Source organism: Variovorax sp. P1_H12_2, from assembly GCF_056405335.1.
This window is the reverse complement of record NZ_JBFUCI010000091.1, coordinates 1-18,052: the sequence shown is the minus strand read 5'-3', so window position 1 is coordinate 18,052 and position 18,052 is coordinate 1. Positions and strand designations below refer to the sequence as shown.

The 18,052-nt window shown below is 66.3% G+C and carries 16 protein-coding genes; 9 read left to right on the top strand and 7 right to left on the bottom strand.

Translation table 11 applies throughout. The annotated features are described in order from the left end of the window. Window positions 1-48: 48 nt before the first annotated feature. Genes AC1D2K_RS11900 through AC1D2K_RS11890 form a run of 3 tightly spaced genes read right to left on the bottom strand, consistent with a single transcriptional unit; the run spans window position 49 to window position 3,672 of the window. Window positions 49-1,380, bottom strand: coding sequence for an amidohydrolase (locus tag AC1D2K_RS11900; RefSeq protein ID WP_478089040.1), 1,332 nt, complete (start codon window positions 1,378-1,380; stop codon window positions 49-51). A 37-nt stretch (window positions 1,381-1,417) separates the two neighbouring features. Then, the gene (locus AC1D2K_RS11895) at window positions 1,418-2,566 is read right to left on the bottom strand and encodes an acyl-CoA dehydrogenase family protein (protein WP_478089039.1); all 1,149 of its coding nucleotides are present in this window, start codon (window positions 2,564-2,566) and stop codon (window positions 1,418-1,420) included. A gap of 2 nt (window positions 2,567-2,568) precedes the next feature. Beyond that, complete coding sequence (locus AC1D2K_RS11890; RefSeq protein ID WP_478089038.1) at window positions 2,569-3,672, bottom strand: CaiB/BaiF CoA transferase family protein; 1,104 nt, start codon at window positions 3,670-3,672, stop codon at window positions 2,569-2,571. A gap of 300 nt (window positions 3,673-3,972) precedes the next feature. Between AC1D2K_RS11890 and AC1D2K_RS11885 the strand changes: the two genes are divergently transcribed. The 3 genes from AC1D2K_RS11885 to AC1D2K_RS11875 all read left to right on the top strand — a co-directional run bounded on the left by AC1D2K_RS11885 (window position 3,973) and on the right by AC1D2K_RS11875 (window position 7,062). Next, window positions 3,973-4,941, top strand: coding sequence for a Bug family tripartite tricarboxylate transporter substrate binding protein (locus tag AC1D2K_RS11885; protein ID WP_478089037.1), 969 nt, complete (start codon window positions 3,973-3,975; stop codon window positions 4,939-4,941). A 234-nt stretch (window positions 4,942-5,175) separates the two neighbouring features. Continuing rightward, window positions 5,176-6,402, top strand: a complete 1,227-nt coding sequence (locus AC1D2K_RS11880; protein ID WP_478089036.1) for an alpha/beta hydrolase — start codon at window positions 5,176-5,178, stop codon at window positions 6,400-6,402. Window positions 6,403-6,531: 129 nt separating this feature from the next. Continuing rightward, window positions 6,532-7,062, top strand: coding sequence for a MarR family winged helix-turn-helix transcriptional regulator (locus AC1D2K_RS11875; RefSeq protein WP_478089035.1), 531 nt, complete (start codon window positions 6,532-6,534; stop codon window positions 7,060-7,062). A gap of 103 nt (window positions 7,063-7,165) precedes the next feature. Here the strand turns inward: AC1D2K_RS11875 and AC1D2K_RS11870 are convergent, their stop codons facing one another. Continuing rightward, the gene (locus AC1D2K_RS11870; protein WP_478089034.1) at window positions 7,166-7,735 is read right to left on the bottom strand and encodes a VOC family protein; all 570 of its coding nucleotides are present in this window, start codon (window positions 7,733-7,735) and stop codon (window positions 7,166-7,168) included. A gap of 101 nt (window positions 7,736-7,836) precedes the next feature. On the opposite strand from AC1D2K_RS11870, the gene AC1D2K_RS11865 reads away from it, so the two are divergent. After that, window positions 7,837-8,439, top strand: coding sequence for an NADPH-dependent FMN reductase (locus tag AC1D2K_RS11865; RefSeq protein ID WP_478089033.1), 603 nt, complete (start codon window positions 7,837-7,839; stop codon window positions 8,437-8,439). 72 nt (window positions 8,440-8,511) lie between these two features. On the opposite strand, the gene AC1D2K_RS11860 is transcribed toward AC1D2K_RS11865, so the two are convergent. Continuing rightward, window positions 8,512-10,152 (bottom strand): fatty acid--CoA ligase, encoded by a 1,641-nt coding sequence (locus tag AC1D2K_RS11860; RefSeq protein WP_478089032.1) that lies wholly within the window; start codon window positions 10,150-10,152, stop codon window positions 8,512-8,514. A gap of 355 nt (window positions 10,153-10,507) precedes the next feature. Here AC1D2K_RS11860 and AC1D2K_RS11855 point away from each other — a divergent pair, with 355 nt between their 5' ends. Genes AC1D2K_RS11855 through AC1D2K_RS11835 form a run of 5 tightly spaced genes read left to right on the top strand, consistent with a single transcriptional unit; the run spans window position 10,508 to window position 16,957 of the window. Continuing rightward, on the top strand, window positions 10,508-11,713 hold the full coding sequence (locus tag AC1D2K_RS11855) for an acetyl-CoA C-acetyltransferase (RefSeq protein WP_478089031.1): 1,206 nt from the start codon (window positions 10,508-10,510) through the stop codon (window positions 11,711-11,713). A 10-nt stretch (window positions 11,714-11,723) separates the two neighbouring features. Continuing rightward, entirely contained in the window at window positions 11,724-13,898 is a 2,175-nt protein-coding gene (locus AC1D2K_RS11850; protein ID WP_478089030.1) for a 3-hydroxyacyl-CoA dehydrogenase NAD-binding domain-containing protein, read from the top strand. Between the two features lie 37 nt (window positions 13,899-13,935). Then, entirely contained in the window at window positions 13,936-15,105 is a 1,170-nt protein-coding gene (locus AC1D2K_RS11845) for an acyl-CoA dehydrogenase family protein (RefSeq protein ID WP_478089029.1), read from the top strand. Beyond that, entirely contained in the window at window positions 15,102-16,130 is a 1,029-nt protein-coding gene (locus AC1D2K_RS11840; RefSeq protein ID WP_478089028.1) for a phosphotransferase family protein, read from the top strand. The genes AC1D2K_RS11845 and AC1D2K_RS11840 overlap by 4 nt, the downstream gene beginning before the upstream one ends. Before the next feature lie 56 nt (window positions 16,131-16,186). Next, window positions 16,187-16,957 (top strand): SDR family NAD(P)-dependent oxidoreductase, encoded by a 771-nt coding sequence (locus AC1D2K_RS11835; RefSeq protein ID WP_478089027.1) that lies wholly within the window; start codon window positions 16,187-16,189, stop codon window positions 16,955-16,957. A gap of 67 nt (window positions 16,958-17,024) precedes the next feature. On the opposite strand, the gene AC1D2K_RS11830 is transcribed toward AC1D2K_RS11835, so the two are convergent. Both AC1D2K_RS11830 and AC1D2K_RS11825 read right to left on the bottom strand, forming a co-directional pair. Then, a complete protein-coding gene (locus AC1D2K_RS11830) occupies window positions 17,025-17,498 on the bottom strand; it encodes a hypothetical protein (RefSeq protein WP_478089026.1) in 474 nt (157 codons plus the stop codon). Between the two features lie 29 nt (window positions 17,499-17,527). Continuing rightward, a partial coding sequence (locus AC1D2K_RS11825) for an ABC transporter substrate-binding protein (protein WP_478089025.1) occupies window positions 17,528-18,052 on the bottom strand: 525 nt, incomplete at its 5' end.

The window sequence follows — 18,052 nt, the reverse complement described above, 5'->3', positions numbered from 1 at the left end:
GAGCGGACCGGGCGCGGCGAAACGCCACGCCGGTTCAGGCGCGCCGACTTACGGCTGCGGCGCCATCGCCGTCAGCACCGCCAGGCTCATCGCCACCACACTGGTCTTGATCGAGGGCTCGGGCACCGGCGCGAAGGAGGGCGAGTGGTTGTAGGGGACCGGCTTGCCACCGGGCTTGCGCGAGGCCGCCAGGTCATCCGGCGAGGCGGCGCCGACAGAGAACATCATGCCCGGAACGCCGGCGTTGAGGAACTCCGAGAAGTCCTCGCTGCCGCCGAACGGCGGTACCTCCACCACGTTGGCGTTGCCCAGCGCCGCCTTCAGCGCGGCCGCGGTGCGGGTAGATACGGCGGGATCGTTGATGACGGCCTTGCCGCCGGACACCAGTTCCACGACCGGCTCGGGCGCGTCGCCCATCATGGCGGCGGCGTTCGCCGTGCGGCGGATGCCGGCCAGCAGCTTCTCGCGCACCTCGGGCTTGTAGGAGCGGATGGTGCCGCGCAGCACCACCGTGTCGGGAATGATGTTGCCCACGGTGCCGCCCTGGATGGCGCCGACGGTGACCACGCCGAACTCGGCCGGGTCCTTCTCGCGGCTGATCACCGTCTGCACGTCGGTGACGAAGCGCGCGGCGATGGCGATCGGATCGATCGTCTTGTCCGGCGCCGAGCCATGGCCGCCGCGACCCTTGAAAGTGATCTCGAGCGAATCGGAGTTGGAGCTGCCCGGGCCGATCATGTAGCCGATGGTGCCGTAGGGCAGGGGCGAGACGTGCAGCGCCAAGGCGTAGTCGGGCTTGGGAAAGCGCTTGAACAGGCCGTCGTCGATCATCGCCTTGGCACCCGACACCGTCTCCTCGGCCGGTTGGGCGACGAACATCAAGGTGCCCTTCCACTGGTCCTTCATCGCCAGCAGGGTGCGCGCGGTGCCGACCCAGCTCGCCATGTGCACGTCGTGGCCGCAGCTGTGGGCGACGAAGGTCTCGCGGCCGTTGAACTGGGTCTTGGCCTTGCTCGCGTAGGGCAGGCCGGTCTTCTCTTCCATCGGCAGGGCGTCGAGTTCGGTGCGCACCAGCACGGTCGGGCCGGCGCCGTTCCTGTAGATGGCGACGACGCCGGTGCCGCCGACCTTCTCCGTCACCTCGAAGCCGAGCTTGCGCATCTCCTCGGCCAGCTTGGCGGCGGTGYGCACTTCCTGGAACGCGAGTTCAGGGTGGGCGTGGATGTCCTTGTAGAGCACCTCGAGCGAGGGGTACATGCCGGACACGATGGGCGCCACCTGCTTGTGCAGGGAAGAACCGGTCTGGGCCACGGCCCCGGCGGTGACGCAGAGCACCGCGCTGGCGACGGCGCAGCGACGGAAAATGGCATTCAATAGCATTCTGTAGTCTCCATGTGTTCCGATCGAAGTGGCTGGCTCAGAGCGACCGCGCGATCACTTCCTTCATGATCTCGCTCGTGCCGCCATAGATTCGCTGCACGCGGGCGTCGGTGTAGAGGCGGCTGACCAGGTACTCGTCCATGTAGCCGTAACCCCCGAAAAGTTGCACGCACTCGTCCACCACCTGGCCCTGGGCTTCCGAGGCCCATAGCTTGGCCATCGAGGCGGTGGCGGTGTCCAGGTCGCCGGTGAGCAGGCGCTGGACGCACTGGTCGACGAAGGCCCGGCCGACCATGATCCGGGTGGCGATCTCGGCCAGCTTGAAGCGCGTGTTCTGTTGCTCCACCAGCAGCTTGCCGAAGGCCTGCCGCTCTCGCACGTAGTCCAGTGTGGCCTGGTAGGCGCCCTCCATGGCAGCCAGCGCGATGACGCCGATCGCCAGGCGCTCGTAGGGAAGGTCACCCATCAATTGGTAGAAGCCTCGGCCCTGAATTCCGCCGAGCAGGTTCTGCCCGGGCACCTCGACGCCGTCGAAGAACAGCTCCGAAGTGTCTTGCGCCTGCATGCCCATCTTGTGCAGGACGCGCCCGACGCGGTAGCCCGCCGCGCCTTCCGTTTCCACGATCAGGATCGACATGCCGCTGGCGCGCTGCGACGGGTCGGTCTTGCAGACCACCAGCACCAGCCCGGCCAGCAGGCCGTTGCTGATGAAGGTCTTGCTGCCATCGATGCGCCATCCGGCGGCTGTCGGCGTGGCCCGTGTCCGGATGCCCTGCAGATCCGAGCCGGCGCCCGGCTCGGTCATGGCGATCKCGCCCACCAACTCGCCTCGCGCCATGCGCGGCAGATAGCGCCGCTTCTGGTCGTCTGTGCCGTGGTTGAGGAGGTAGTGAGCGACGATGCTGTGCACCGAAATGTTCATGCCGCTGAGCGCTCGGCGTGCCAGTTCCTCATAGACGACCGCCTCATGGCGGAAATCGCCACCCCCGCCACCCCATTCCTCCGGGATGTCGGTACACAGCAGGCCGAGCTCGCCGGCCTTGCGCCAGACCGCAAGCCCGACGTTGCCGTCGCGCCTGGCCTGGGCGTCGCCCGGCGCGAGTTCGGCATGGATGAAGCGTACGACCGTGTCGCGGTACTGTTCCAGGTCCGAGTCGGACCAACTGCGCTGGAGATTGATGGGCATGATCAGGCGCCTGCACAGGCGGCGGGTCGGCGCGCACCCCAGTCGTCCAGCGCCACGGCCAGGTCAGCGCTGCTGCCGGCGCGCGGCGCTTCCGCGGGCGTACGCGAGAAGCGCGGCGCCGGGGCCGGCTGCACGACGTCGCCTAGCGTGACGAAGGTGCCGCGCGCACGGTTGTGCGGATGGGCCGGCGCCTCGTCCCAGTCAAGCACCGGCGCAAAGCAGGCATCGCTGCCTTCCAGCACCGAGCACCACTCGTCGCGGGTGCGCGTGCGAAAGACATCGGCCAGGCGCAGCTTCATCAGCGGCCATTGCGAGCGGTCCATTTGCTGCGCGGCGAAGGACTCGTCCAGCCCGCACAGGTCGCACAAGCGGCGGAAGAATTGCGGCTCGATGGCGCCGATGGAGACGAACTTGCCGTCGGCGCATGCGTAGGTGTCGTAGAAGTGCGCCCCGCCGTCCAGCAGGTTGCCACCGCGCTCGCCAGACCATTGCCCGGCCGCCTTCAGGCCATAGAACAACGAGGACAGCAGCGCGGCGCCGTCCGTCATTGCCGCGTCGACGACCTGGCCGCGGCCCGAGTTGCGCGCTTCATTCAGGGCGGCCAGCAGGCCCACCGCCAGAAGCATGGCGCCCCCGCCGTAGTCGCCGATGTAGTTGAGTGGCGGGGGCGGCGCCTCGCCTGGGCGGCCGATGGCATGCAGCGCGCCACTCAGGGCGATGTAGTTGATGTCGTGGCCGGCGGCGGCGGACAAGGGGCCGGTCTGGCCCCATCCGGTGATGCGGCCGTAGACCAGGCGCGGGTTGAGGGCGTGGCACTCGGCAGGGCCCAAGCCCAGGCGCTCCATCACTCCCGGTCGAAAACCTTCGACCAGAAAGTCGGCCTGGGCAATCAATGCGAGCGCATCTTCGCGGGCCTCCGGCTGGTGCAGGTCGAGCGTCAGGCGGCGTTTGCCGCGTCCGGTCACTTCGCCCGGGCCTCCCGGGCCTCCCGGGCGGTCGATGGAAATGACGTCGGCACCGAGATCGGCGAAGAGCATGGCGCAAAAAGGCCCCGGCCCCAACCCGGCCATCTCGACCATTCGCAATCCTGTAAGCGGTCCAGCCATCCATCCCTCAACATGTCAGTCGTTGTTGCCTGGCACGCGCGGCAGCGCACCAAGGTCGGCGTGAAGCTCACGTCGCAGGTACGGATGCTCGCCGCGCGCTCCGGCGGGCGCCATCGTCGGATTCGACGGATTTGGTCGGTCGGTTCGCAGTGATCGAATACGTCGCAACGGACGATGGGTTGTCGACAGGCGCGGTCCTACACTGAATGCAGCCGGGTCAACCCTTGGCGGTGTCCTGGCGCTACTCGGCCTTCTTCACTGCCATTGGCTCACGATTGACTTTGGAGAAGGAGACACTGAATGAGAAAACGCACGTTCGTCAAACTGTTGGGCGCATCGGTTTTGCCAACCATGACGTCGCTGGCGCGTAGCCAGGAGCGCTGGCCCGTGCGCCCGATCAAGATCATCGTTCCCGTGACGCCCGGCGGCACGGCCGACGTCATGGCGCGTGAGTTCGGCCGACGGCTTGGTGAACGTGTCGGGCAACCTGTCGTGGTGGAAAACCGTCCCGGCGCGAATGGCATTCCGGCCACGGTGACCGTAGCGCGCGCGCCAGCGGATGGCTACACGCTGATGCTGACCTTTACCCAGCACGTCCAGAATCCGGTGCAGTTCAAGGATGTCGGATATGACCCGATCGCCGATTTCACGCCGTTGTGCCGCATTGGCGCGGCGGCGACGGTGCTGGTCGCCCGCGCCGACCTGGGGGCCAACTCCGCCACGGAACTGGTGCGGTTCGCGCCCGGCAAAGGGCTGACTTTCGGCACGACGGGGCTCGGTCCCCAGGTGATCCTCGAGGTGTTCAACAAGTCGTCCAGGCTGGGCATGCTCAACGTGCCCTACAAGGGCGAAGCGCCGGCGCTGACCGACCTGGTGGGTGGCCAGATCGACTTGGCGCTGCTGACGGTAGCCACCGCGCGCGCGCACATTCAAAGTGGAAAGCTCAAGGGCTTGGCAGTCATCGCGCCCGGGCGCGCACCCTCGCTGCCCAGCGTGCCCACGTTCTTGGAACAGGGTTTCAAGGAGGTCAACTGGACGGGTGGATGGTATGCCTTCATGGCACCCGCCAAATTGCCGCCTGACATTGCCGCCAGGCTGGTCAAGGAGCTTCACGCCATTGGCGAGGATCCCGCCATGCGCAAGACGCTGGACGACCTGAATATCACGATGAACTGGATGGACGGCCCGGAGTTCCAGCCGGCCATGAAGCGCGACATGGAGACCTGGCGGTCGATGGTCCAGCGCTCGGGCGTGGTGATCGAACGATGATGCGGCGCGCCATGGCAATCGCATCGAGGGCGCCGCGAAGACGCTGCCGGACGAGGACGACGGATGTGAACCTGAACCTTCGCGGCGTTTGGCGCGCCGCGCAGGCCCTGGACTCCGGCCATACTGCTGCACAGGCGCAGCGAATTCAGATACTTTGACGAGGACCCCATGACCGCTTCCCGACTGCTTTCCGCCACTTACTGGCGCGCCAGCTGGATTCGCTTTCGCGAGCCAGTGAACGAGTTCGCCCAATGTGAACCTGTGCTCCTGAACACCCACGATGGCGTGCAGGTGAGGGGACTGCACTGGACACCCCGGTCGAACCCGCGGCCCAAGGTGGCCGTGATCGCGGCGCATCCGCGGGTGGACTTTTCGCAGCACTATGCCTTCCCGGCGTTGCTTCGCGCCGGCTACGCCTGCGTCGGCGCCAACCTGCGATCGATCAACAACGACCTGAACTGCGTGCACGAGCAACTGCTCATCGACCTGGCGGCCTACGTCAACTGGCTGCGCGACGAGTGCGGCGTGGAGAAGGTCGTGTGGCTCGGCAATTCGGGCGGCGGCACGCTGGGCTGCTTCTACCAGCAGCAGGCCAAGGCCAAGCCTTCCGAGCGCCTGCGCAAGACGCCGGCCGGGCGGCCGGTGCCATTGGCCGATATCTCGATGCCTGCGTTCGACGCGATGATGATCTCGGCCGCGCATCTAGGCCAAGGGTTGGTGCTCAGCCAGACCATCGATCCGTCAGTGGTCGACGAGCACAACCCCATGCTGACCGATTCGTCGCTGGATATGTATGACCCGATCAACGGCTTCCAGCCGGCCCCGCAGTGGACGCGATACGACCCCGAATTCGTGGTTCGCTACCGCCAGAAGCAGCTGGAACGCGTGGCGCGGATCGACGCACTGGCCCATTCGCTGATCGACGAGCGCAGCCGCGGCGAGGATCTGTGCAACTGGCCGGGCTTCGAGAATGCCCCGCAGCATTTGCAGCGTTCTGCCGTCCAGCAAGCGACGTTCACGCCGGTGATGACGACCTACCGCACCATGGCCAACCTGAACTACGTGGACCACAGCATTGATCCGAGCGAGCGGGGCTACGGCAGTCTGTTGAGCGACCGGCCCGACATCATGAATTTCCAGCTGCTCGGCTTCGGACGGCTGCAGACACCAGACGCGTGGCTGTCCACCTGGTCGGGGCTGAGCAGCAATGCCAATGTCCTGAAAACTGCCCCGTCCGTGACCGAACCAGTCGCTGTCGTGCATGCCGGCCGCGACCTCGATGCATACCCGGAGCACACGAAGGGCATCATGGATTCGCTGGCGAGCACCGACAAGACGTTGTTCGAGTTCCCCAACCGGCTGCACTACTTCGAGCCGGAAGGCGACGAGCCGCAGAACGCCGGCGCGGCCGAGCAACTGGCAAAGCTGCTGCCTTGGCTTCAGGCGCGCTGCCCGCTATGAGCGCCGGCGCTGCAAGCTGAGCTTCTCCTGCGGAACTCGGTCGCGCACGTGACCAGGCAGGGTCCGAAAATCGCGGAGAAGTGAATAGTGCCAAGCCATGGCCTGCGCGCCTCTGAGAAAATGGCACGCATGTCCAAACTCACAGCGGCGCGCGAAGCCGAAATCTCCGGTCGATTGCTCAAACATTGGCATGAGGCGGTTCCGAATGACCGAATGGCGCACTTGGTCAAGGACACCACTCGCAGCTTTCTGAGATCGCTGCAAGCGCGGCTGGTCACGCACGGCGTGTCTCTCGGGCACTGGACCTTCCTGCGGATTCTCTGGGAGCACGACGGCCTCACTCAGCGCGAGCTCAGCCAGGAAGCGGGCGTCATGGAGCCGACTACGCTCATCGCGTTGCGCGCGATGGAATCACTGGGCTACATCCGGCGAGAGCATATGGCGGGAAACCGGAAGAATCTGTACGTCTTCCTCACCCCGGCCGGCAGAGCCCTGAAGAAGAAGCTGGTGCCGCTGGCCGAGGAGGTCAACGGCCTGGCGATGCGCGGCCTCGACGAGGCGGCCATCGCAACCACGCGTCGCGCCATGCTTGTGATGCTGGACAACCTTGCCCGCGACGACCTGGTGTCGGATTCTCATGCCGACAACGGCGCGCCGTAGGCAGCTCAGCCGATCACGCGCACGAGATATCAACGGCACCCGATCGAGATGCGGGCACGCTGGCTGCAGGGCAGAGTCCCGCCCTTTCGTGCTGCTGTCGGCCTTACGCGCTTTGCGGGATGCCGAGGCGCGTCAGAATCCGCTGCGTGACATCACGCTCATAGGATTCGTCGAGATCACGCGTCCAGGCTGCAAACTCCAGGCAGGCGCCGTCAGGATCGAAAAAGTACACCGAGCGAACGTAGACGTCATCCGTGAGGATGTCGGTGGCCCCTTTGGCAGAGTTGTCGTGATTGAGGACGCGGGAAACCTCGACGCCCTTCTGTGCAAGGCGCGCGACATAGGCATCGAACTTGTCCGCCGGGACGTTGAAGGCGATGTGGTTCATCGAGCCGTGCGCCGAAAGCCACGATCCCTGGCCTGGCAGCGCAGCGGGTGCAGCGACTCCCGGATGCGCCTCGGGCGCCACCGGAAACCAGAAGAAGGCGATCTTGTCGCCGTTGCCGATGTCGAAGAAGAAGTGAAGCCCTCCGTTGGGCAGATCGATGACCTTGACCAGCGGCATGCCAAGCACGTCGCGGTAGAACTCGACCGTCCGGYGCATGTCTTTGCAGACCAGCGCCAAGTGATTGACGCCGCGAATGTCGAACTCAGTGTTCCCATTGGTTGTCATGTGATGTTCCTCTTGATATGGCTGATGTCTCGGGGTGCAACCAGCCGGATTATTATGTAGTCGCCTAAGCAAACTTGCAATAAACTTAGGGCTCTATTGATATGGGTGAATCGATGTCGACAGTTAAGTTGCTCTCCTTTTCCGGCAGCCTGCGAGCTGGTTCGTTCAATCAGACGCTAGTCAATCGCGCGGCAGATGTCGCGAGTGAGATGGGGGCCGTCGTGACGCAGATCGACTTGGCGGACTTCCCGTTGCCGCTGTACTCGCCCCAGATCGAGGCGGCCGGCTTTCCGAGCGCTGCGCGCGAACTCAAGGCCTTGTTCGTCAGTCACTCGGGATTCCTGATCGGATCGCCCGAATACAACGGATCCGTTTCCGGGGTTCTGAAGAACGCGATCGACTGGGTGTCCCGACCCACTGATGGCGAGGGACAGACGGCGTGCCGCGCATTTCGAAACAAGATCGCTGGCGTCATGTCTGCATCGGTAGGCCCCTTTGGCGGCTTGCGAGGCCTTCAGCATCTGCGCCAGATCCTGGGCATCCTGCATACGCTCGTGGTCACCCAGCAGGTGTCTGTTCCTTTTGCCGAGAAGGCATTCGTTGGCGACAAGCTCATCGATCCGCTCCCGGAACAACTCCTGCCGATCCTCGTGGGGCAAGTGACCCAGTTGGCTCGCGCGACGGCCGAGGTGCCTGCGCGGTAATTCTGCGGGCATCCCGCTGCGAGGCGAGAGCCCTTGGTCAAGTTGCAGCATGGTGTGTTGCCGCGGCCTTCCTCATCCCGCAAGGCTTGCGTAGCGTTCGCGCAAGCGCTTCTTGTCGAGCTTGCCGACACTGGTCTTCTCGATCTGGTCGACGAACTGGAAGCGCTCCGGAATCGCATAGGACGGGAGGGCGCCGGTAGCGACCAGCGCGCGCAGGTGCCGCCGCAGCTCGGCGGCGTCGAGCGCACCCGCCTGCCGGGGCACCACCAGGGCCAGCGGCCGTTCACCCCATTTGGCGTCGACCACACCGATCACGGCCACCTCGTACACGCCGGGGTGCCCGCTGATCGCGTTCTCCAGCGCGATCGACGAGATCCACTCGCCGCCGCTCTTGATCACGTCCTTCTGCCGGTCGACCAGGTGCAGGTAGCCCTGGTCGTCGAACTGCCCGATGTCGCCGGTGTGCATCCAGCCGCCTTCCCACAGCGCTGCGCCAGCGTCGGGATTCTTCAGGTAGCCCTGCGTCAGATAGGGCGCGCGCACCACCACTTCGCCAACGGACGTGCCGTCCACCGGCACCGATTTCATGCCGGCGTCGACCACTCGCACCTGCGACAGGAGGACCGGCATGCCGGGCGTCAGGCGGACATCGATCTCGTAGTCCCGTCGGGCTTCGTCGTCGGCCATGTCCTCGGCGGCGTCCGTCTTGATCTGCGCCAGGGTCAGCAGCGGGCAGCTCTCCGACATGCCGTAGCCGCTGTACACGTCGATGTTGCGTGCCAGCGCTTGCCGGCACAGCGCACGCGACAGGGCGCTGCCGCCGATCAGGATCTTCCAGCCGCCGAAATCGGCGTCCTGCGCCTCGGGCGCGGACAGCACCATGTGCAGCACCGTCGGCACACAGTGCGAAAAGGTGACGCCTTCCTTCTTCGCCAGGTTGACGAGCATCGAGGGCTCGTACCGGCCTGGGTAGACCTGCTTCCAGCCGCACAACGTCGCGATGTAGGGGTAACCCCAGGCATGCGCATGGAACATCGGCGTCAATGGCATGTACACGTCATTGCGCGAGAAGCGGCCATTCTCGCCGGCCTGCGACACCGTTGCCAACACGGTCAGGCAATGCAGAACGAGCTGGCGATGGCTGAAGTACACGCCCTTGGGCAGCCCGGTGGTGCCGGTGGTGTAGAACAGCGTGGCACGCGTGTTCTCGTCGAAATCGGGAAACTCGTGCGTCGGATCACCCTCGGCCAGCAACGCCTCGTACTCGCCGGCCCAGTCGAACTGCGACGGCACCTGGCCGTCGTCAGCCAGGCAGATGAAGCGCTTGACGCGTGGCAGCTGCGCGCGAATCTCCTCGATCAAGGGGATGAAGTCGACGTTCAGCAACACCGTGTCTGCCTCGGAGTGGTCGAGCGTGTAGGCGATCTGCTCGGGCGACAGGCGGATGTTGGTCTTCATCAGGGTCGCACCGAGCATGGGCACGGCGAAGTAGGCCTCCAGGTAGCGATGGCTGTCCCAGTCGAGCACCGCCACGGTGCTGTCAGGCCCGACGCCCAGGCGCGTGAGCGCGCTGCCCAGCCGGCCGATGYGTTCGACGAGGGTGGGGTAGCCGAAGCGCAGGCGGTCGCGGTAGACGATCTCCTTGCGCGAGCGCTGGGCGATCGGCGTGACTAGAAGTTGCTTGATCAGCAAAGGAAATGCGTACGGATTCATGGGTCTGCGCTCTTGTGCTGCCAGGGCGGTCCATTGTGCTGCCCTCGAACGAGCGACTGTAGGACTGGTCGTTGCGCGGCGGCATCGTCGGATTCGACGATTCGAGCCGGCAGGAGTGGGGCGTCAGCGGGTGGCCTCGGACGGCCCTGGCGGCTGAAACATTCGGCGGAACCGTCGGAAGCGACGACCGCATTTGGTGCCGGCAAACCTATAGTCGTCTCGGATGAATTTGCAAGTCGGCGAGAAGCGGCCCTTCCCCTTGGGCTGGCCGCCGCGAAGCTCGGCGGAAGTGCCCAGGCGCTGGCTCGTCGCATTCGAAAACCGGGATGGACCGGTCGACACCCACAGTGAACCCATGAACAACGTCTTTCTGTATGACCACGTGCGCACGCCGCGCGGCAAAGGCCGCCCGGACGGCGCATTGCACACCGTCGCCCCGGTGCACCTGGCGGCAGCCGTGCTGCGCGCGCTCAAGGAGCGAAATCGCATCGAACCCGAGGACCTCGAGGACGTGGGTCTCGGGGTCGTCATGCCCGTCGGCGAGCAGGGCGCGGATATTGCCCGCGCCGCGTTGCTGGCGGCCGGCTACGGCGAAAGCGTCGCCGGCTATCAGATCAACCGCTTCTGCACCTCGGGCCTGGACACGCTGAAGATGGGCTTCGGCCTGATCGCTTCCGGGCAGGCCGATGCGGTGGTCGGAGGCGGCGTCGAATCGATGTCGCGCGTGGCCATCGGCTCCGACGGCGGCGCGGCCTATACCGACCCCAGGCTTGGCCAGCAGTACCCGTACGTGCCCAACGGCGTGTGTGCGGATCTGATGGCAACCCTCGACGGCTTCACCCGGGAAGACCTCGATGCCTATGCCGTGGAAAGCCAGCGCCGCGCCGCGATGGCACGGGGGCAGGGCTGGTTCGACGCTTCGATCATTCCGGTGCATGACGCCTTCGGCGGATTGCTCCTGCAACGCGACGAAGCACCCAGGCCCGGAATCTCGATGGAGGACCTGGCCAAGCTCAAGCCGAGCTTCATCGCTGCGGGCGAGGCCGGCTTCGACGCCATCGTGTTGCGCCGTTATCCCCATCTCGAGGCTGTCCGGCACATGCACACCGGTGGGTCATCCAGCGGCATCGTCGATGGCGCCTGCGCGGTGCTGCTGGGCAGCGGGGCGTACGGCGAGCGGCGCGGCTTGCGGCCGCGTGCCCGCATCGTGGCGACGGCAACCTGTGCTTCCGAGCCCCTGTTGAGCCTGGGCGGCCCGATGCCCGTCACCGACAAGGTGCTCGCACGCGCCGGTCTGCGGATCGACGACATCGATCTGTTCGAGGTGAACGAGGCGTTCGCCGTCGTGCCGATGCGCTACATGCGCCACTTCGGCATCCCGCACGAACGCATGAACGTCAACGGGGGCGCGATCGCGCTGGGCCATCCGCTCGGCGCCACCGGCGCCATCTTGGTGGGGACCGTGCTCGACGAACTCGAGCGGCGCGGCCTCGCCCGCGCGCTGGTGACGCTGTGCGCGGCAGCCGGCCAGGCCACGGCCGTGATCATTGAACGTGTTTGAGGCGGCAACCATGACGAGAAACATCCATCTCGAAATCGACGGCGACGGTGTTGCGCTGGTCACGCTGGACGTGGCGGATCGCACCATGAACGTCTTTACTCCGGCCTTCACGCGGGAACTGCAGGACGTCGTGGTCCAGCTGACAAGCCGGGCAGACATCGTCGGTGCGGTCATCACCTCCGGCAAGAAGAACGGCTTCATGGCGGGCGCCGACCTGCTCGACTTCGTGCATGTGCACGACCGCGGACTGTCGGCGCGGGAAGCCGGTGAATGGGTGGCGCCATCGGCGAACGCATTGCGCGCGCTGGAGCGTTGCGGCAAACCGGTGGCCGTGGCGATCAACGGGCTGGCGCTGGGCGGCGGCTTCGAGCTGTGCCTGGCCTGCCACTACCGGGTGCTGGTTGACGACCCCAAGGCGGTCGTCGGCCTGCCCGAGGTCACGGTCGGGTTGCTGCCCGCCGGGGGCGGAACGCAAAGGCTGCCGCGAATGATCGGGATCCCCAAGGCCTTGCCCCTTCTGCTGAGCGGCCGGCACGTTGGCGCAGCGGAGGCGTTGCAGCTCGGACTGGTCGATGAATTGCGCCCGGCCGCCGAGGTGGTCGGGGCGGCGCGACGCTGGGTGCTCGCTCATCCCGACTGGCAGCCCGCCTGGGACCACAAGGGCTTCACCGTGCCCGGCGGAGCGGGCGCGATGGCGCCGCACGCCATGGAGAGTTTCAGCCTGGGGCTGGCGAAGATCCGGCGCGACTCCCAGGACAACTACCCGGCACCCGCAGCCATCCTGACGGCCGTGTACGAGGGCACGCAGGTCCCGATCGACCTCGGCCTTGCCATCGAGCGCGGCTGCTTCGGCCAGTTGTTGGCGGGTCCCGTGGCGCGCAATCTGATGCGCACCCTGTTCATCAACAAGGGGGCGGCACGCAAGCTGGTGCGCCGGCCCCGCGACGTCGAAAAGCAGCCGGTCCGGCGTCTGGGCGTGCTCGGCGCCGGCATGATGGGCGCGGGCATTGCACAGGTGGCGGCGGCTGCCGGCATCGACGTGGTTCTCATCGACACTTCGCAGGCCGCGGTCGACACCGCCAAGGCCAAGGTCGCGGCCGGCTATGCGCGCGATGTGAAGGCCGGGCGTTGCACGCAGGAGAATGCCGACGCGCAGTTGGCCCGGATCCATCCCAGCGCCGAGTACGGCTCGCTGCGTGGCTGCGATTTCGTGGTGGAGGCCGTGTTCGAGGACCGTGACGCGAAGGCGACCGCCTTCCACCACGCCAAAGCAGGCTTGGCCGCGCTGCCCGATGGCTTCGTGATGGCGACCAACACGTCGACGCTTCCTGTCACGGGCCTGGCGGCCCTGTGGCCGCAACCCGAGGCGTTCATCGGCCTGCATTTCTTCTCGCCCGTGGAGCGCATGCCCCTGGTCGAGGTCATCGTGGGCCAGCGCACTTCGCCGCGTGCGCTCGCGCGTGCACTGGACCTGGCGGCGCAGCTCGGCAAGGTGCCCATCGTGGTCAATGACAGTCCCGGCTTCTACACAAGCCGGATCTTCTGTGCCTACATCGACGAAGGCATGGCGATGCTGGCCGAAGGCGTGGCGCCGGCACTGATCGAGAACGCCGCCCGCCAGGCCGGCTTCGCAACCGGTCCGCTCGCGGTCACCGACGAGGTGTCGCTGGACTTGCAGGCGCGGGTGATCAAGCAGGCGAGGGCGGACGGTTTGCCCGGCAAGTTCCTGCGGCAGCACGCGCAGCCGGTGGTCGATGCGATGCTGGCGCGCGGTCGGCTGGGTCGCAAGAGCGGGGGAGGCTTCCACGATTTCGCACCCGGACAGCCCAAGCGCCTGTGGGGCGGGCTGGCGCAGCTGTTTCCATTGGCGGCCGAGCAGCCCGACTTCACCGACGTGAAGCACCGGCTGCTCTACATCCAGGCGCTCGAGTCCGCACGCTGCGTCGAGGAGCAGGTGGTGCCGGAAGTCGCGGATGCCGACCTGGGCGCCATTCTGGCGTTGGGCTATCCGAGCTGGACCGGCGGCACGCTGTCGTTCATCGAGACGGTCGGTCCCGCGCAGTTCGTGGCGGAGTGCGAGCGTTTGGCAGACGCGTACGGCGAGCGGTTCCGCCCTTCGCCATGGCTGCGCGACCGCGCCGCGGCGCGCCGCGGCTTCTACCACCGGGCGCCGGCGCCCCAGTGACGCCGTCCCCAGTACCCCCTCTTTCAATCGACACGACATGGACTTCACGRTTTGCCCCTCCATCGAGGAACTGAAGCTCGCCACCCGGCGCTTCATCGCTGAACAAGTCATCCCGCTGGAGAACGATCCGCGCCAGTCCTCGCACGGGCCCGACGAGAGCCTGCGCCTGGAACTGGTGGCCCGGGCCCGATCGGCCGGACTGCTGACGCCCCACGCCTCGGTCGCCCTGGGCGGCAAGGGACTGAGCCACATCGCCAAGGCGATGGTCTTCGAGGAGGCCGGCTACTCGTGGCTCGGGCCGACGGCACTCAACATCCACGCACCCGACGAGGGCAACATTCATCTGATGGAAGAGGTGGCGACACCGCGGCAGAAGGAGCGCTGGCTGCGGCCGCAGGTTGAGGGGCACACCCGCTCTTGCTTCGCGATGACCGAGCCCGACGGCGCAGGGGCCGATCCCTCGATGCTGGCGACCACCGCCCGGCGCGACGGCGACCACTATGTGATCAACGGCACGAAGTGGTTCATCACCGGCGCCGAGGGCGCCGACTATGGCATCGTCATGGCGCGGATGGAGGATGGATCCGCCACCATGTTCCTCACCGACATGAATCGCTCCGGCATCACCCTCGAGCGCAGCATGGATGCGATGGACCGCTGCTTCACGGGCGGGCACGGCGTGTTGCGTTTCGAGAACCTGCGCGTTCCCGTCGAGGATGTGCTCGGCGAGGTGGGCCAGGGCTTCCGCTACGCCCAGGTGCGCCTGGCGCCGGCGCGGCTCACCCACTGCATGCGCTGGCTGGGGCAGGCGCGACGCGCGCATGACGCGGCCGTCGCCTATGCGGCCCGCCGCCACGCCTTCGGCAAGCCGCTGGCGCAACACGAAGGCGTGGGCTTCCAGTTGGCGGACAACGACATCGACCTGCAGACCGCGCGCTTGCACATCTGGCATACCGCCTGGCTGCTCGACAAGGGCGAGCCCTGCAGTTTCGAATCCAGCCGCGCCAAGGTCGTGTGCTCGGAAGCGCTCTGGCGCGTCGTGGATCGTTGCGTGCAGATCCTGGGCGGACAAGGCGTGACGGCCGAGAYGCCGGTCATGCGCATCTTCACCGACATGCGCGCGTTCCGGATCTATGACGGCCCGAGCGAGGTGCATCGCTGGAGCATGGCCCGCAAGATCGTCAAGGCGGCCGGGGCCGGCGCGTGACGACCGCGGACACCACCATCGACGTGCGCAAGCTGGGCGAGTATCTGCTGGCGCAGGGGTTGACCCCGACGCCCGAAGTCCAGTTGACGCCCCTGTCCGGAGGCCAGTCCAATCCGACCTACGTGCTGACATCGGGCGACCTGCGCCTCGTCCTGCGCACCAAGCCGCCCGGCCAACTGCTGGCGTCTGCGCACGCCATCGACCGCGAATACCGGGTGATGGAGGCGCTGATCGACAGCAACGTGCCGGTGCCGCAGATGGTGGCCTATTGCGCCGACACGGCCTGCCTGGGCCGCGAGTTCTATCTGATGGAACTTGTCGCGGGGCGTGTCTTTGTCGATCAGTCGTTGCCCGAGTGTTCGCGGACGGAGCGCGGCGCCATCTACCAGGAGATGGGCCGGGTGATCGCGGCGCTGCACGCGGTGGACTTCCGTGCGGCGGGCTTGGCGGATTTTGGCAAGGCCGGCAACTACTTTGCCCGGCAGATCGCACGCTGGTCGCGCCAGTGCCGGGACGCACGGCGGCCGGTCGGTCCCGCGATGCGCGAGCTGATGGACTGGCTGCCCGAGCACGTTCCGCCCGATGACGAGACCACGCTCGTGCACGGAGACTACCGCCTGGACAACCTGATCTTCCATCCCACCGAGCCGCGCGTGGTGGCGGTGCTGGACTGGGAGCTCTCCACGCTCGGGCATCCGCTTGCCGACCTCTCGTACCAATGCATGGCCTGGCGCATTCCGGCCACCTTGTGGCGCGGCGTGGGCGGCCTGGACCTGGAGGACCTGGGCATTCCCGATGAGGCGGCCTACCTGCGCGCCTACACACGGCGCACCGGACGCGAGCCCTTGGAGCACTGGGAGTTTTACATGGCCTACAACCTGTTCCGCATGGCCGCGATCCTGCACGGCATTGCGGAGCGTGCAGCTTCCGGCAATGCTGCGGCGGCCGACGCCGTCGAGACCGGGCGCAAGGCCGAGCCGTTGGCGCAACTCGGGTGGGCCAGCGCGCAGAGCTACCAGCGCTGACTATCCGACCTTGAAGTCAGCGGGCGTCGATGCGAATTGATTGACAAGGAAAAGACATGGATCTCGGGGCAAAGCTGAAGGGAAAGAAGGTGCTGATCACCGGCGCGTCGTCTGGATTCGGCGCGCATTTCGCACGGCTTGCCGCACGCTGTGGTGCGGCGGTGGTCATCAGCGCACGGCGCGTTTCGCGGCTGGAGGCCCTGGCCGTCGAACTGCGGGAGCTCGGCGCACCGCTCGTGACGGTAGTTGAGTGCGACGTGACCAACGAGGCTTCGGTGACGCAGGCCTTCGAGACCATCTCGGTGACCGGGGCGCWGGTGGACGTGGTCGTCAACAACGCTGGCATTGGGGGCGGCGCCGCGTCGATGGAGCAGCCGATCGCCCAATTCGACGCGGTCATGTCGACCAACTTGCGCGGCGTCTGGCTCGTTGCGACCGAAGCAGCGAGGCGCTGGAAGGCGGCCGGGCGAGGCGGGTCCATCGTCAACATCGCGTCGATCCAGGGAGAGCGGGTGTCGCCCGGCGTCGCCGCGTACTCGATCTCGAAGGCCGGCGTCGTCCACATGACGAAGAGCCTGGCCCTGGAATGGGCGCGGTACGGCATCCRCGTCAACGCCATCGAGCCCGGCTACGTCCGCACCGAGATGACCGACGACTTGTGGGAAACCGACTACGGAAAAGCCATGATCAAGCGCATTCCCATGCGCCGCCTGGGGCAGCCCGAGGAACTCGACGGCGTGCTGCTGCTGCTGGCCACCGATGCCGGTGCCTGGATGACGGGGGCCTGCATCCCGGTCGACGGAGGACACCTTTGCTCCACGCTCTAGGAACGGTCCGGCCGGACGTGGTGCGCACATCAGCGAGGTGCAAGATACCCTCGTCGTGGCGCGGGACTCACCCCTTGCCGGCGGGTGCCACCAGGGGGGAGGTGATCTCTCGGGAATAGCTGAAGGTGCGCTGAATATCCAGTTGCCGGATACGCCAGGCACCGTCCGACGCCAGTGCCAACTCGCACGTGACGTCGACGAGCAGAAATGGTGTCGAGCCCGGCACCGGGAGGCTGGCTGGCGAGCCGCTGTCGTAGAGATGCAAGGCCAGACCATAGACCGCGGTGGCACTCTCGGCGTCCTGCCTGAGCAGGGCGAAGTTGTTGACGATGTGCCGAGCCACCTGCGTTGCCGACCGCTTGCGCAACGATTCCTCGATCTGCTGTCGATTGCGCAGCATGACGCCACCGCGCTCCCACAGGCATTCGGGTGCCACTTGTTCCATGGCGAGGGCGTAGTCGCCTCGGTCCACGCCATAGTAAAAGAGGAGAACGCTCTGGTGGCAGGCAGTCAGCCTTGAATGGAGTTCGGAAAAGCTCATGTTCGGGTTCTCAAGGTGAGGCATGCAGTTCAGTCGCCCAGCACCTTGCCGAAAGGCTCGAAGCGGGTGCCGTTGAAGCGCACGAGCTGCATGCGCTCGATCGGGAAGAAATCGGTCGGCGAGGTCTTGACCTCGATGCCCGGGAGCAGCATCGGCGGGGTGTACTGAAGGTTCGCGGCCTGCTTCATGATGTTGGCGCGCGTGAGGTCGTCACCGGCCTTGCGCAGCACCTGTTCCATCGTCTGAGCTATGGAATAGCCCAGCACGTTGAGCGAATCGCTCACGTCGCCCGCAGGGTAGTACTTGGTCATCCAGGCCTTGTAGTCCTCGAATTCCTTCGCGCCCTTCCACACGGGGTCGACGGGGTCGCGAATGTACATCGCCGAGATCACGCCCTTCGCGTTCTCGGGACCGGCCGGATTGATCACCGTCGAGACCGACACCGAGGCGCTGAACAGGTACTGCGTGGGCTTCCAGCCGATCTCCGCAGCCTTGCGAATCGCCTGGGCCGCAAACTTGGGGATCGTGAAGTTGATGAAGGTGTCGGCGCCGGA

Excerpts from the sequence above, each read along its gene's own strand:
- AC1D2K_RS11890 (WP_478089038.1), bottom strand. The coding sequence starts at position 3,672 with ATGGCTGGACCGCTTACAGGATTGCGAATGGTCGAGATGGCCGGGTTG.
- AC1D2K_RS11885 (WP_478089037.1), top strand. The coding sequence starts at position 3,973 with ATGAGAAAACGCACGTTCGTCAAACTGTTGGGCGCATCGGTTTTGCCA.
- AC1D2K_RS11875 (WP_478089035.1), top strand. The coding sequence starts at position 6,532 with ATGTCCAAACTCACAGCGGCGCGCGAAGCCGAAATCTCCGGTCGATTG.
- AC1D2K_RS11865 (WP_478089033.1), top strand. The coding sequence starts at position 7,837 with ATGGGTGAATCGATGTCGACAGTTAAGTTGCTCTCCTTTTCCGGCAGC.
- AC1D2K_RS11855 (WP_478089031.1), top strand. The coding sequence starts at position 10,508 with ATGAACAACGTCTTTCTGTATGACCACGTGCGCACGCCGCGCGGCAAA.
- AC1D2K_RS11850 (WP_478089030.1), top strand. The coding sequence starts at position 11,724 with ATGACGAGAAACATCCATCTCGAAATCGACGGCGACGGTGTTGCGCTG.
- AC1D2K_RS11830 (WP_478089026.1), bottom strand. The coding sequence starts at position 17,498 with ATGAGCTTTTCCGAACTCCATTCAAGGCTGACTGCCTGCCACCAGAGC.